Genomic DNA, 15,481 nt, shown 5'->3' with positions numbered 1-15,481 from the left:
TTTCACATAACATCCTGCACGCAAATCAAAGTACTTCGTACTTCACTTTTCGTACTTGCTTTTTTGGGGGTGCCCCCAAGCTATCGCAAGGGGTCGGGCTTTCCGCTCATACTCCGGCACAAGGCTCTGCTGCGATGGCCTCACCGGGGTAACCGCTTCAATCCCTCACCCAAAGTGTAACAGGCTTATTTTTTTGCAGGCAGGGCTGCATGGCTAAATCATTGGGGATTGGTTACGTTCAATTTAATAGTTGAAAGGGAAGATACTGCATGAAGGTCAGGTGACGTTCCCGCTGTAGGGGCATTGTGTTGCAGATAGTTTAATGGGGGCATGGAGGCTCTCCGGAGGGGCCGCTGTGTAGCAAACATCACTCGCTGTCCAGGTAGGTAAAGCTTTTTTCGTTTATGATAATTTTATCAGGCCCTCCGCTATCATCTTTTACAAAAGCTATTTTAACAATGGTTGTTTTACGTGGCGATACTGCCGAACCGGAATTGTGTACATGAAAAACGTAATACAAGTTGCCATCTTTAGCTTTAAACAAATCCCCGTGGCCGGTGCCATTAACACCGGTATTCCTGCGGCTGATAATTGGGTTGCCCCTGTATTTTTGCCATGGCCCCATTGGCGATGTGGATGTGGCATAACCTACAGCGTAATCAATATTCCTGAAATCGTTGGCGGAGTAAAGCATGTAATAAAGCCCGTTATGCTTTAGTACGGTGGGGCCTTCTGTTACCGGCCAGCTTACAGCCTGTGTGTTTTCCCAGTATTCAGCACCGTTAATACACTCCTGCAAAGTAGTGGTATCCATGTCAGACAAGTCATCCTTCATGCGGGCTACAAAAATCCTGTTGCCGTTGGTAAGGCGCACATGGTACAGGTATTTTTTTCCATCATCATCCACAAAAATAAAAGGGTCAATTTTTCTTTGGTCGCCGGCAATATGATAAGTCTGTTTTTGCCGGAATGGCCCCAGCGGGCTTTCAGCTTCTGCAATGGCTATTTGTTCGTTGGCAGTATAAGCCAGGTAGAATTTATGATTTTGCTCAACTACCTGCGGCGCCCAGAAACCTTTTGTTCCATAACTATCTCCCTTGGTTAACGCATTCCCTTTTTTTTGCCAGTGCTGCAGATCGGCAGACGTATATACAGGAAAGCCTCCGGGCCCGTTGAATGTACCGTAGAGGTAATACGTGCCATCGTGGTAAAAAATAGTAGGGTCAGCCAGTAAAATGCTGTCGGCTTGGGAGAATGCAGGCAGGCTGCTGCAGGTAAGGCAAAAACACAGTACCCACAAACGGAAGCTTTTTATCATGTTGTCTTATTGCACTGGTGAAACTCGATAGTAATAGAAGATAAGACCATATTTGTGGCATACAGGTACTATCAGGCCAGCCGGAAAATCAGTAAAAAGTGTGGCCCAGCCCTTCTACCCGGGTCTGAAAAGATGCCCAATGAACCGAACGATGAAGTGCTTGCGACGCAACGAAGATGTCACGGAGTTATTAGCCGGTATTAAAATAATCCGCAACGGAAACAGCAGGGGTGAAAAACAAAAAAATTTGATACAGGTATACAGCAAAAAAAAATCCCGCCTTTTGGCGGGACTTTCTTTTATTTAAGCTGGAACGTTTCCAGGAACTTGGTATTGAAATTTCCTTTTCTGAAATCTTCGTTCTGCATTAGCTGCAGGTGAAAGGGAATGGTGGTTTTAACACCTTCAATTACATACTCGCTGAGGGCACGGTACATGGTGCTGATGGCCTCGTCCCGGGTGCGGGCAACGGTAATAAGCTTGCTTATCATGGAGTCGTAATAAGGCGGTATTACGTAGCCGGCATACACGTGGCTGTCAACACGTACCCCATGGCCGCCCGGAGTATTTAACACGGTAATTTTACCGGGCGAAGGACGGAAATCGTTGTAGGGATCTTCGGCATTAATGCGGCACTCAATAGCATGGCCCTGGGGCGTATAATTTTCGCCGGATATTTTCTCGCCCATGGCTATTTTTATCTGCTCTTTAATCAGGTCAAAGTTGATTACCTCTTCCGTTACGCAATGCTCTACCTGTATGCGGGTATTCATTTCCATAAAGTAGAAATTGCGGTGCTTATCTACCAGGAACTCTATGGTGCCCACACTTTCGTAGTTAATGGCGCTGGCAGCTTTTATGGCAGCTTCGCCCATTTTCTGCCGCAATTCATCCGTCATAAACGGAGAAGGCGATTCTTCCACCAGTTTTTGGTGGCGGCGTTGTATGGAGCAATCTCTTTCGCTCAGGTGGCAAACAGTGCCATAGCGGTCGCCTGCAACCTGTATTTCTATATGGCGTGGTTCTTCCACAAATTTTTCCATGTAAATGCCATCGTTCTTAAACGATGCGGCAGCCTCTGCCTTGGCGGTATTGAAAGCTTTTTCCAGCTCACTTTCCTGCCATACCACACGCATGCCCTTGCCACCACCGCCGGCGGTAGCCTTAAGTATAACAGGGTAGCCTACTACGTTTTTGGCCAGGTCTTTGGCCTGCTCCACACTTTCCAGCAAGCCGCCGCTGCCCGGCACTACAGGCACACCGGCTTTTATCATGGTTTCTTTGGCGGTAATCTTGTCGCCCATCGCGTTAATCATTTCGGGCGTGGGGCCGATAAACTTAATGTTATGGTCGCCGCATATTTGCGAGAATTTGGCATTTTCAGCCAAAAATCCATAACCGGGGTGCACGGCATCGGCATTGGTTATTTCAGCCGCCGCCATTATGTGCGGAATGTTAAGATAAGAATCTGAACTCTGCGGCTTGCCAATGCAAACAGCTTCGTCGGCAAATTTTACATGCAGGCTGTCTTTATCCGCCGTTGAGTAAACCGCTACTGTTTTAATGCCCATCTCTCTGCAGGTGCGTATTACACGAAGCGCAATCTCGCCGCGGTTGGCAATCAGTACTTTTTTAAACATTGTTAATTAGCTAATTAGCCAGTTGGCTGATGTGCTTGTTCAGCACCCAGCGCAGGCTGTTAGAAAATAAAAACCAAGTATATGTTAATCGGCTCTTTCGCTCTATAGCGCAGCAAGAATTTTGTTAGGCTCTTTGCTTATGTTTTTGCATAACCCGTGCTTTGAATACAATGAAAACAAGCAAGAGTTTTCATTCATTTACACATTAGCAAAATCAGCACATTAACTAAGGCTCTAACAAAAACAGCGGCTGGTCATATTCAACAGGGCTGGCATCATCCACCAGTATTTTTACCAGCTTGCCGCTTACTTCGCTTTCTATTTCATTAAACAATTTCATGGCTTCAATAATGCAAACCACTTTGCCCACGGTAATTTCATCGCCCACTTCTAAAAAGTTGGGTTTATCGGGCGCCGGGCGGCGGTAGAAGGTGCCTATCATGGGGCTTTTGATGGTAATAAGGTTGTCAGCCTTTAATTCTGCGGCTTTGGGCTCTGCTGCCGCAGGCGCTGCCGACAATGCGGGGGCCGGTGCAGCATAAGCGGGTGGAGGCGCTGAGTATATCTGCGGGGCAGATGCTACCACGGTTTGTCCCGGCTCCTTTTTCTGCTTGATAGTTATCTTAAAATCCTTCTCTTCCACAGAAACTTCCCCTATGTTGCTCTTGTTGATAAGCTTTATCAACTCCTGAATTTGCTTGAAATCCATATGACAGAATTTTGGGAGATTTTATAATATTTTTTGCCTTTTTTGCCCAAAAAGAGAAGCAAAATAGGCAAATTCAATAAGTTTTGAGCGTTTTGGCGCTACTTTAATTTTTCGGTAATGCTTATGAAAAAGGGATGGTTTGCAGCCATCCCTGTAAATGTATTTATCAGCAGGTTTTATTCCTTCACCCTTTCTACGTATTCGCCTGTTTTGGTGTTTACCCTTATCAGTTCGCCTTCATTTACAAACAGGGGCACGTTAACGGTAGCACCTGTTTCAATAGTAGCGGCTTTTAATGCACGGGTAGCGGTATCGCCCCTTACACCTGGTTCGCAGTAGGTAATCTGTACCACAATTTTTTCAGGCAGTTCGGCGCCTATGGGCTGTTCTGTTTCTGTATTAATAAATACAAACACTTCGCTGCCATCTTTCAAAAACTGCGGTGCATCAATCATTTCCTCGCCCAAAGCAATTTGCTCAAAAGTTTCATTGTTCATCAGGTTATAGCCCGACTCATCTTTATACAGGTACTGGTAAGTTTTTTTCTCCACCCTTACCGGGAAGATGGTTTCGCCGCTGTTCCATGTTTTTTCAATAGTGCGGCTGTTGTCAACGCCTTTCAGTTTGGCCCAAACTTTGGCGGCCGCCCTGGCTGTTTTGTTTTCGCCGAATTCCACTACTGAATACAAACTGCCATCCAGCTTCAAGATCATGCCGCGGCTGATATCTGATGTAGTAGCCATAAAAATTGGTTTAATTTTTTGTCAGGGCGCAAAAGTAGGGATTGGGTATCAAATTTCAATAATGGTTTTTCGGTAACGCGGCAGGGCTTTGCATTACAGATTTATCCTTTTAAGGGGGTGCCCCCAAGCTATCGCAAGGGGTCGGGCTTTCCGCTATTACTCCGGCACAAAAGCCTTGCTGCGATGGCCTCACCGGGGTAACCGCTTCAATCCCTCACCCGAAAGCCGGTTGCCGGTTACAAGTTGCAGGATGCCGGTCTGTTGAGAAACGAATGTCAGGTTGAGCTTGTCGAAACCGGTCATGCAAGCCGCCTTTGTTAATCCGCTTTCGACAGGGTCTTCACCGCCTGTTGCGGGGCTTAACCTGGCACTCTTATTAAATAACCGGCATTGAACCAAAAATCACCAGTTTTACTTAGCCGGTGGGCATGTATTATATTTGCAGCCATGAAAATTTTAATGATCTGCCTGGGCAATATTTGCCGAAGCCCATTGGCAGAAGGTATTTTACAATACAAGGCTGATAAAGCGGGGCTTAACTGGAAGGTTGACAGTGCAGGCACGGGCAACTGGCATATTGGTGAGCCACCACACCACCTGTCTCAAAAAGTGGCCAGGCTAAATGGCGTGGATATCAGCAAACAATGCTGCCGCCAGTTCAGAAAGGAGGATATGCTGCAGTATGATAAAATATACGTTATGGACAGCAGCAATTACAACGACGTTAAGCATATAAGCCGCGAACTTTGGGATGAAAGCAAGGTTGACCTGCTGCTGAACGAATTATACCCGGGCCAAAACCGCAATGTACCAGACCCCTGGTATGGCACCGAAGACGGCTTTCATACAGTGTACGATATGATTGCCAAAGCCTGCGATAATATTTTGCGGAAGTATGCGGTAAATGCAAAAGTGTAAGCCCCGGATTGACTTTTTGACTAATTGACTTTTTGACTCATTGACTTTTTGACTCACTGGCTTTTTGACTCATTGACTTTATTTGACTCATTGACTTTATTTGACTTTACTAATGAAACCATCTATACCACAGGGAACAAGAGATTTTAATGCAGAAACTGTAAGAAAACGCAACTATATATTCAACAGCATCAGGCAGGTATTTGAGCTGTATGGCTTTCAGCCACTGGAAACACCCACCATGGAAAACCTGGACACGCTGATGGGCAAGTATGGAGAAGAAGGGGACAAACTTATTTTTAAGATCCTGAATAATGGGCTGGAACGGCCGGAAAAGCACGTCAGGGCAAAAGAAGATTTTGAAAAGGTTCTCGCAGGTAAAAACACAGCGGGAATTACAGAACGTGCTCTCCGTTACGATCTGACTATTCCTTTTGCCCGCTATGTAGCAATGAACCATGGACAGCTTACTTTCCCTTTCAAGCGTTATCAAATTCAACCTGTGTGGCGGGCTGACAAACCTCAACGTGGCCGCTACCGTGAGTTTTGCCAATGCGATGCGGATGTAGTCGGCAGCAAATCGCTGTTGAACGAAGTGGAGCTTGCGGGCATCTATGCTACCGTATTTGCCAAACTTGGCATCGCCGTAGAAATCAAAATCAACAACCGTAAAATATTGGCGGCACTGGCTGAGCTTTGCGGCGGTGCAGACAAAATGATGGACATTACCATCGCTATTGACAAGCTGGATAAAATTGGCCTCGACAAAGTAAAGGAAGAGCTGGCCCAGCGTGGTTTGCAGCCTCAGCAAATTGAGCTGATAGAGAAATACCTGGCCATTGATGGCGGCAACGAAGAAAAGCTGCAGCAACTGTCACTGCTGATCGGTGAAAACGAAACCGGTAAAAAGGGGTTGGAAGAACTAAGCTTTGTGCTTAACTATCAAAACAACCCGGCTTTCGTGGCCGATTTTACGCTGGCCCGCGGCCTCAACTATTACACTGGTACCATCTTCGAGGTAAAAGCGGTTGGTGTGAATATGGGAAGCATTGGCGGTGGTGGCCGTTATGATGATTTAACCGGCCTCTTTGGCGTACCCAACCTGCCCGGCGTGGGCATTTCTTTTGGTGTTGACAGGATTTATGATGTAATGGAAGAACTGAAACTTTTTCCGGAAGCTGTGCAGACAGGCACCCAACTGTTGTTTTTTAACCTGGGCGAAGCCGAAAGCAAAAACGCTTTTGAACTGGCACAGCAGTTAAGGGCAAGGAAAATACGTTGCGAGATTTACCACGAGCAGGCCAAATTTGATAAACAGTTTAAGTACGCGGAAAAAAAGAACATACCTTACATAGCCATCATTGGCAGCAAAGAATTGCAGGAAGGTATCTGTAATGTAAAAGATTTGCAGAAGGGCGAACAAACCACCGTGCAACAGGCTGAACTTGCCGGGCACCTGCAAAACCTGCTGCACATTGCTGAATAGAATTGCTTCGGTACAAGAGTGCGACGCAACCAAAGCCTCATAGTAGCAACGCGGTTGGCGGCCAAATAAAAAAAACTATGCCGGAGGCATACCAATAACGATTGAATGAAAAGACTGGCAGTGTTGATATTGTTATGTGCGGCAGTAATGGCCGGTGCTTCGTTTATCCATAGGCAAAGAATAAACAAAACAACGCCCCTGCAGTTTACCGTACCCCAGGGGTGGCCACAACCTGTGTACGATTTTAAGCAGAACCCGCTTACCAAAGAAGGGTTTCAACTGGGCCGCAAACTATTCTACGACGGCCGCCTTAGCGCCGATGGTAATTTTGCCTGTGCCAGTTGCCACCAGCAGTTTTCCGCCTTTGCCACTTACGACCATAACCTTAGCCACGGCATCAACAATACACTTACTACCCGTAACGCACCAGGACTATTTAACCTGGCCTGGCAAAAAGAGCTGATGCTGGACGGCGGCATTAACCACCTTGACCTACAGCCACTGGCGCCAATTACCGCCGCCAACGAAATGGGCGAAACTATTGAAAACGTCATCAACAAATTAAACAAAGACGCAGAGTACCGCAAACTGTTTAAAACGGCTTTTGGAGATGCCGTTATCAATACCCGCCGCATGAATATGGCGCTAAGCCAGTTTGTGTTAATGATGGTTAGCAACAACAGCAAATACGATAAAGTAATGCGGGGCGAAGCCAACTTTAACCTGCCAGAAAAACTGGGTTATGATATTTTCAGGAAAAAATGCGCCAGTTGCCATACCGAACCAATGTTTACTGACTACAGCTACCGTAACATTGGCTTAGACCTGGATACCACCATTAACGACTTTGGGCGCATGCGCATTACCCGCAACGCTGCGGATTCGCTTAAGTTCAGGGTTCCTTCGTTGCGCAACGTAATGCTTACCGCCCCCTACACACACGATGGCCGCCTATACAGCACTTTTGATGTATTGCAGCATTACAGAACCTCTGTTATCAACATGCCTACTACAGATTCTTTGCTGATGCCTAAAGGCATACCCCTGTCAAACTTTGAAATAGGGCAGCTTACCGCTTTTATGATGGCGCTTACAGACAGCAGTTTTGTAAAAGACCCACGTTTTGAACCGCCCGTAGAAACCCTGCCGCCGCCTGCGCAGCACGTACATTAAAACGCTTATTCTTTGTGCGTGTAATACGAGTTGGCCTGCGCCGTACAGGTTATCACCAGGTCGTTAATACATACATGTGGCGGCAGCGTAGCACAGTAATAAACCGTATTGGCAATGTCTTCAGCAAGCAGCGGTTCATAACCATCATACACCTGCCTGGCCTTTGCGTCATCACCTTTAAAGCGTACCAAAGAAAATTCCGTCTCCGCTGCGCCGGGGTGTATGGCAGTAACTTTTATTTTATAAGGCAGCAAGTCCATGCGCTGCCCCTTGCTAATGGCATCTACAGCAAACTTGCTTCCGCAATACACGCTGCCATTCATATACACTTCTTTGCCGGCTACAGATCCAATGTTAATAATATGCCCCTTGCGCCGTGCCGTCATAAATGGCAACACCGCTTTACTTACATACAGCAGCCCTTTTACATTGGTGTCAATCATTTCATCAAAGTCGTCTATAGCAGCATCGTAAAAGCTGTCACGTCCGGCAGCAAGGCCTGCGTTGTTTACCAGCACATCAATCTGCTGCCATTCGGCCGGCAGTTGGGTTAGCTGGTTAAAAACACGCTGCCTGTCACGCACATCAAAAACCAATGGTAATATGCTAACGCCGTGTGTAGCGGTCAAACCGTCAGCAAGTTGCTGCAACCTTTCCTGGCGGCGGCCGGTAACAATGCAGTTCCAGCCGGCAGCAGCAAATTTGGTAGCAATGGCTTTTCCAAAGCCCGACGTAGCGCCGGTAATTAAAATGGTATTCGTCATAGCCAGCGAAGATAAGATGAAGAAAATATTTTGGGCGCCTGCCGAAGGCACCGGGCTTTCCGCTGCTACTCCGGCACAAGGGCCAGCACACGTTGGCTTCACCGGGGTATCCGCTTCAATCCCTGGCGCAAGGTGTAACAGGCTGCTTTTTTTGCAGGCAGGTTTATTTAAAGTACGAGTTACGAAGTACGAAGTACTCGGGTGTAAAAGGTTATTAATTTGATAGCAGGCTTTAACCGGTACTGATTACAAAATGCTTTTGTTAGCCGCTTGCATAAAAATATTTTTACATCATACACCCCTTACCTGATATGTTACATGATTAAATACTTTGTTCTTTTTTCCATCATACACCGCACCCAACGTCTTACATATATAAGTACTTCGTACTTCATAAATCGTACTTGTCCATCATACACCGCACCCAACGTCTTACATATATAAGTACTTCGTACTTCTAACTTCGTACTTAATTTATCAGTCCTACCGGCAAAATAAACTCAAACTGGTTGGCGCCCTGGCCGGTAATGCCGGCATTCAGCAGGCGGCTGTAGCGCAGGCCAAAGCTTACAGGCTGCTGGTTCCACCATTTGGTATCAAAGAATATTTCCATACCGGTTGTTTTAAGCGGGTAGTTGGTTTGCTGGCGAAGGCTGCGCAGATTGGTGTAATCAAAAAAAGCATTCAGCCTTATGCGCTGAAAATAAACAATATTGCCGAAGCCCCAGTCTGGCAGCAATAAGGGGAAATGATAGTTGGCGGAGAGCAGCCACATTTCAGGATAATCATAAAGGCGGTACCCGCGGGATGTTGGAAAATCATTACTGAACAGGTATTGCCCAACGGTATCCCGCCGCTGGTAAGCGGCAGACAAAGCCAGGCTATGTGTTTTGTACAGCCCCGGCAGGTAAAATGTACCCCTTGCCAGTAACTGGTAACCTTCCCTGTTGCTGATAATATTTCTAAGCCTTACCTGTAATGTTTGCGCCCAGTGGGGATAAATATGCTGCGGCGCTTTTTGTACCTGCCCGGAATAGCTGATGCGGGAATCTATAAAACCCAGGTTGCTGTTGGCAAACAACTGTTTGGCGGCGCCCGTCCAGTTAACCTGCCGGTAGTTGTAACCCGAATAAAAAGTTAGGTACCGGTATTGTTTACCCCCAGATAAATTAAGTGGCAGTTGCAGGCCGGCGGCGCCACCCCATTCATTCCAATGCACACGCAAGCTATCCCTGTAGTTACCGCTGCGGTGCCAGGTGTGGTTTATATCAAGCACCGGCTGTAAGTACCAGCCGCCGTAAATAGCCGTGTAGCCCGTTTTGCTGCTGCTTTCGTTGGTATTGTAAACATAATACAACCTGCTTTGCATCGTATTCAGCACATTTTGACCATACAGCGAAAAAGAATACTCCGGCTGGTCGTAATAGGGCCGCCAGCTATGAAAGTTTAAAAGTCCGAAAGCCTTACTGTATTTCGATACAGCGTAATTGTTATTGAGAGGTTGCTGTAACAGGTTGTTTGCTGTAGTGTTCTCAGCCGCATTGTTGTACAGCACTTTTAACGGCGCAGTACTGGAGTGTTGCCATAAAGGCTGCACTTTAGCAAGTTGGTACCCATTTGCGGTAAATGCGGAAGTGGCTAAATGGCCATCGCCGTTTATAAAACCCTGGTACATACCGGTGGGGTAAGAAGCCAGCTTATAGGCCTGCCGGCTGCTCTCTATAAAAGCCCATTGCTCATCGCTGCCGTTATTGCTTACCGTGTAGGTAAGTGTATCCCCGGATACTACCGGAAAGCCCATCGCAGTATTACTGAAAGGAAGCAACGTATCAACAACACCGGTCGCAATTTCTATTTTCTGCAGGCTCATATAACCTTTTGTATCCCTGGCAAAAAAGTACAGGTATTTATTACCGGCAGCGATTTTGGGGTATGAAAAAACTTGCCCGGCAGACGATAGCAGTGTTCTTGTATTGCCGCCGTTCTCGTTCATCAAAATAAGGCGGGATGACTGGTTGGGCATCATTTCAACCGTTGCCACAAGGCTGCCGTCAGCGGATATATCAGGCGAAAAATATTTGGCCTTTGCCCTGATAGTGGTTTCTTTTTTGGATGCTACATCCAGTATTTTTATCAGGCTGTATTCCCGGTTGCCCCAGCGTATATCCGGCTTTAAGATGCTGTAGATAATCCTGCCGTTGCTGTAAGAGAAATAGTCATCGTAAGCAATATCCCGTACAGAGATGCGCTTTTCCAAACCATTGCTGTCAAGGTGCACCAGCCAGGGAATATCTTTCCTGGTTGTTTTAAGGGCAATAATGCAGTTATCATCTGATGGATACGGGTACTGATAATCCACCACGTTATTTTTCTCGCTGCCGGTTATCCAGGAAGGTTGTGGTATATTATTATCCTTCCACTGGCGCTCATAATAACCCAGGGCATCCTGCACAAACAAAGAGTAATCTTTACCGGTGTATTTTTTAAGCGCCCCCTGTAAAGGATATATTAATGGCTGGTAAGCCGCCGCATCCTGTGTTATTTTTTTCCATACATCATCGCCGTATTTGTTACGGCCATAAGCCACCAGCAGGTAACCCAACTGGTAATGGTTGGGCACATAATCTTTTAACGAACCATTGCGCAGCTTCATGAAACCATACTTTTTCCCTGCAAGCTGCAAAGCCCTGTACCCATTGAAAAAGAAAGGCAACCGGCCCCTACCCTGTTCACTTAACAGGGTTTCATTAAACACAGCATCCCCTTCAAAAAACCAGTCCGGCACAGATGCGGCATTGGCCAGTGCCTGGCCTTCCTGCCCAAGAATAACAGACAATATTTTTGACCAGCCCCTGTTGAAGTTGCTGTATTGCTGCACATGCCTGTATTCGTGTATGGCAAGGTTATCCGCCCAGCGTTGTGCACCTAGTTCAAAGGGGCTTTGGGGCGGCATTAAGTAAAACTCGCTTCGGTAAGGTGCCAGGCCTACATACCCGTTGGTAAAGGCAACATCTTTTTGCAGCACGATATTTATTTTCCGCACCTGGCTGCCGATGGTTGCATGGTAATTGCGTTGTAAAACATGAACAACATTGGCTATCCTTTGCGCAGTACTGTCAAGCCCCTCCGGGTAAATTATTCTTACGGTATCTGTGTTTATTTGTTGCCACCGGGTTGAAGCCGGGTTACCGGCAAAGCGTTGGCCGTAAATGGGCACACCTAAAAGAAACAAAAACATTACACCAAGCAGTTGGCCTAGACAACGCATGTATTATTTTTTTTTGAAGATAATGGATAAACAAAAACCATCACGTATAAAGCATGATGGTTTAATATAATAAAGCCTGACCTTGTTAATCTTTCTTCTCCAGCTTTTTTAAAGGAGGTGGAGCATCAGCCTTTTTAATTGCCGCTGAGTCTGCATACTGCAGGCGGGCCAGTTCTATCGCGTCCGGTATTTTATTGACTGGCATAACACTTGCGGCCTGTTTGCGTTTGTTTGCGGCTTCAGCAGTTGAGAAAGCGGAGGGCAAATCGGCAGCCTTACTATCCTTTTTTATGGCAGCCTGCTTTGGAGGAGCTCCTGTGCTAAATGCAGCACCAGGACTTATCATTTTTTGCAGATCCTTCAAAGTGCGTGTACGGCTTATTGCAGGTTTTGGCGTCAAGTTGTTTTTGGATGTATCGGCGCTAAAAATGCCGTTGGGAGCAAATCGTTTTTCCAGGTCGGCTATTTTGCGGGAGGAAGACTGGCCCTGCACCCTGGCTGACCAGGATAAACATACCGCAATGACGAAAATATATTTCATGATGAAAGTTTTTGAAGATGATAAAAGAATTGATTGGGCATTTTAATACCCGCTTAAAAGTTCCACAAAGAACAGAACGATGAACGTAGTGCGACGCAACCGGGGCCTCCACAAAGTACCCAAAGCCAGCCACCACAAAATTCATGCACAGCACTACCGGTGAACCGGTTACCTGATACTTACCAGCACCTTTATTTTTCCTTCTGTCCCGGTGAATTCTTCCAGCGCTTTGCCAATTGCCTGACCGGGTTTTAACTTATCCAGGTCAGCCTTCATTGCATAGCCAGGTTTGCTGGCTGTAACCAATATATCTCCCCTTTTTACCGGGCCGCCTTCGTTGCAAACTTTGGTAGGTATAACACCGATAACCCCCATCGGCACCTGGCCCGAGAGGTCCGCATCAATATGCTCTTCAGTAAGCAATACACCGGGTTTGGTAGCATAAACACCAGCCACCAGGGTGGAATACGCAACTGACGATTTTTCTACTGTGCGGTCTGCCGTAGTAGATATGGCCAGCACATCGCCCGGTTCGTAGAAAGCGGGGCCGCCGGTTACCTCAAAAGATTCGGCAACGTCTGCACCACTGTTTTGCGTACCGCCATTGAAAAAGCCACGGCCGGCACTGTTTATCCTGGCAACGTTAACGGCAGACGGAGAACCAGCCCTGAAAACAGCTATGCTGCCTGCACTGCGGGTTTCTGCCGTAAGCACGGCATTGGTATTACTGGTATTATAATTTACAAACCTGGCAGCACGGCCATTACTGAAATTAGGCACCCATGCATAAATAGCGCTGCCGGTACCATCAACAGTAGTTTCCACACCATCGCCCCCATTACTGGCATTAGCGGTAATGCCATTACCGTTGCCATCGGCTATAGCAATAAGAGCAGGCCCGTTGCCACTGGCATTGCTGGCGTGAAAAAGGCCGGCATAACCACCCGTACCGGAAGAAATACCGTAAATGCCCGCCGTTCCAAAGTTGGCAAACTGGCTGTTTACTTCGCCTTTTACAGCGGCAGAAGTACCTGTAACCCTGTCAACTTTAAAATTACCGGCAATACCATTGCCTACAGTAGTTACGGTAATAACATCGCTGGTATTTGATTCATTAAAAATATTGAAGCGTCCTGCACGGCCTGTAGCAAAACTGGGCACCCAGGCATAAATAGCATTGCCGGTACCATCAACGGTAGTTTCAACGCCGTCGCCGGTGTTGGTAGCGTTGGCAGTAATTCCATTTCCATTGCCATCCGCTATAGCTACCAGGGCTGGGCCGTTGCCGCTGGCATTGGAAGCATGAAACAGCCCGGCAAAACCACCAGTGCCCGATGATACCCCATAAATGCCGGCCGCACCAAAACTGCCGAAAATGGTTTTCACTTCACCACGTACGGCAGCAGCAACACTGTTATTGTTATCAACCAGGAACGAAGCCGCATTGCCAAGCGTATTATCCGGTATATTGCCATTGCCGTTGGTTTCTACTTCAAGCGTATTACCCCCGGTATTTGTAGCATTCAGGTTTTCGAACCTACCAGCCCTGCCGGTACTGCTGTTTAAGCCAACCTGGCCAAACACGCCCACACCCGTGTTGGAAGTATTGGTAGCAATAAACCCACGAACGCCATAGCCGCCGCCATCATTACGGCCAACAACAGCCCCGGCAATATTGGAAGTTGTGCGCCCAACAACAGCCTCTCCATTTCCATTATTGTCACCAACGATACCCGCAGAAGTTTGGGCACTTGTTATGCCATGTACGGCAAAACCAGGCCCGGTAGAGCTAAATACCCCGGCACCATTACCGGTAGTTGACACATTAACCACCGTACCATTGCCCGCCGTATTGGCGTTTAGCACATTGTTGTTGTTGGCGTTGTTAAATATGGCAAGAGAAGCTGCTATACCATTGTTACTGGTTGCGTTGAGACCCGTTCCGGTATTACTGTTGGCATATACCCCGTAACCGGCCCCGGAGGCATTGCCATAAACGCCAATACCGGTGGGTGTTACGCCATATACACCCCAGCCGCTGCCATTTTGGGAACCCCACACGCCTATACCCAAACCACCGGTACCATTGTTAATACCCCGCACAGCGGAAGAAAAACCACCCGGACTTGTACTTGCCACCATACCCCTGATTCCGGCGATGCTGCTGGTGGTAACATTGCTGATACCTTCCAGTGAAGGGCCATCACCATTGTTGCTGATAGAGAACAAAGGCGAGGCAGAGTTGGCCGTTGCAGAATAAGGCAGGCTTAACGAGCCGCCAGCGTTTATCTGCACCCAGCCTGTGGCATTCTTATAATACCATATACTTTGCGTATCGGTATCATATACCATTAAACCATCTGCCGGCGAACCTATTGCCGTACGTTGGGCGGTTGTTACCCTGGAAAGCAATACACCGCGGCTGGTGCTTCTTACTTCCAACATAGCGCTTGCATGGGGAACACCTGCCGGCGTGCCAATAGCCACCTGGGCCCTCGTTGTGAACTGTAACAAAAACATTGACAGGAAAAAAAACAATACACATTTTTTCATAAGCCTGAATTTGTTTTAAAATGGATAAATGTTGTGATGAAGCAAGTTTGGTTTGAAAGGGTCGTGATTTGATTTGCAAAGTAGCCTTACAAGCTACATTAAAAAGGGGGAAAATTAGCATTCGGTGTGTGTGATTTATCACGTAGCCATTTTTTCCAGTAAAACAACCACAATTACTATTATTTATCCTGGCCGGCAAACGAATTTGGTATATCGCTTTGGGGCTGAATGCGTTTTGTAAGTGTTTTCTTTTCTTTTAAAATTTATCAACTCATTCTGGAATAGGGGCATTTGTTTTGGATCGCTGCCTGTCATAACTGCCAATTTTTCCCGTTTCTTTGCCTTGGCAAAAAATTTGAACCCTTTAT

Annotated in this window: 11 protein-coding genes; 3 read left to right on the top strand and 8 right to left on the bottom strand. The window is 47.0% G+C overall.

Annotated features, from left to right (window positions below):
- Positions 1 to 367: 367 nt before the first annotated feature.
- From F0364_RS01540 to efp, 4 genes are all read right to left on the bottom strand, one after another.
- Positions 368 to 1,318 carry a glycoside hydrolase family 43 protein gene (locus F0364_RS01540; RefSeq protein ID WP_153795986.1) on the bottom strand — a complete coding sequence of 317 codons (951 nt, stop codon included), beginning with the start codon at positions 1,316 to 1,318 and terminating at the stop codon, positions 368 to 370.
- Between the two features lie 299 nt (positions 1,319 to 1,617).
- Positions 1,618 to 2,958, bottom strand: a complete 1,341-nt coding sequence (gene accC, locus F0364_RS01535) for an acetyl-CoA carboxylase biotin carboxylase subunit (RefSeq protein ID WP_153795985.1) — start codon at positions 2,956 to 2,958, stop codon at positions 1,618 to 1,620.
- A 226-nt stretch (positions 2,959 to 3,184) separates the two neighbouring features.
- On the bottom strand, positions 3,185 to 3,667 hold the full coding sequence (accB, locus tag F0364_RS01530) for an acetyl-CoA carboxylase biotin carboxyl carrier protein (protein ID WP_153795984.1): 483 nt from the start codon (positions 3,665 to 3,667) through the stop codon (positions 3,185 to 3,187).
- A 176-nt stretch (positions 3,668 to 3,843) separates the two neighbouring features.
- The gene (gene efp / locus F0364_RS01525; protein ID WP_153795983.1) at positions 3,844 to 4,410 is read right to left on the bottom strand and encodes an elongation factor P; all 567 of its coding nucleotides are present in this window, start codon (positions 4,408 to 4,410) and stop codon (positions 3,844 to 3,846) included.
- Between the two features lie 447 nt (positions 4,411 to 4,857).
- Between efp and F0364_RS01520 the strand changes: the two genes are divergently transcribed.
- The 3 genes from F0364_RS01520 to F0364_RS01510 all read left to right on the top strand — a co-directional run bounded on the left by F0364_RS01520 (position 4,858) and on the right by F0364_RS01510 (position 7,987).
- On the top strand, positions 4,858 to 5,328 hold the full coding sequence (locus F0364_RS01520) for a low molecular weight protein-tyrosine-phosphatase (RefSeq protein ID WP_235920985.1): 471 nt from the start codon (positions 4,858 to 4,860) through the stop codon (positions 5,326 to 5,328).
- Between the two features lie 112 nt (positions 5,329 to 5,440).
- Positions 5,441 to 6,814 (top strand): histidine--tRNA ligase, encoded by a 1,374-nt coding sequence (gene hisS, locus F0364_RS01515; RefSeq protein ID WP_153795982.1) that lies wholly within the window; start codon positions 5,441 to 5,443, stop codon positions 6,812 to 6,814.
- 105 nt (positions 6,815 to 6,919) lie between these two features.
- A complete protein-coding gene (locus tag F0364_RS01510) occupies positions 6,920 to 7,987 on the top strand; it encodes a cytochrome-c peroxidase (RefSeq protein ID WP_153795981.1) in 1,068 nt (355 codons plus the stop codon).
- Between the two features lie 5 nt (positions 7,988 to 7,992).
- Here F0364_RS01510 and F0364_RS01505 read toward each other — a convergent pair whose 3' ends face one another.
- The 4 genes from F0364_RS01505 to F0364_RS01490 form a co-directional block, all read right to left on the bottom strand.
- Positions 7,993 to 8,751, bottom strand: coding sequence for an SDR family NAD(P)-dependent oxidoreductase (locus F0364_RS01505; protein WP_153795980.1), 759 nt, complete (start codon positions 8,749 to 8,751; stop codon positions 7,993 to 7,995).
- Positions 8,752 to 9,220: 469 nt separating this feature from the next.
- Positions 9,221 to 12,019, bottom strand: coding sequence for a BamA/TamA family outer membrane protein (locus F0364_RS01500; RefSeq protein WP_153795979.1), 2,799 nt, complete (start codon positions 12,017 to 12,019; stop codon positions 9,221 to 9,223).
- A gap of 85 nt (positions 12,020 to 12,104) precedes the next feature.
- On the bottom strand, positions 12,105 to 12,560 hold the full coding sequence (locus F0364_RS01495; RefSeq protein WP_153795978.1) for a hypothetical protein: 456 nt from the start codon (positions 12,558 to 12,560) through the stop codon (positions 12,105 to 12,107).
- 168 nt (positions 12,561 to 12,728) lie between these two features.
- A complete protein-coding gene (locus F0364_RS01490; RefSeq protein ID WP_207632463.1) occupies positions 12,729 to 15,113 on the bottom strand; it encodes a beta strand repeat-containing protein in 2,385 nt (794 codons plus the stop codon).
- Between the last annotated feature and the right edge of the window lie 368 nt (positions 15,114 to 15,481).

It is taken from the genome of Foetidibacter luteolus, assembly GCF_009650435.1.
GTDB lineage: Bacteria > Bacteroidota > Bacteroidia > Chitinophagales > Chitinophagaceae > Foetidibacter > Foetidibacter luteolus.
This window is presented reverse-complemented; position numbering and strand designations above follow the sequence as displayed.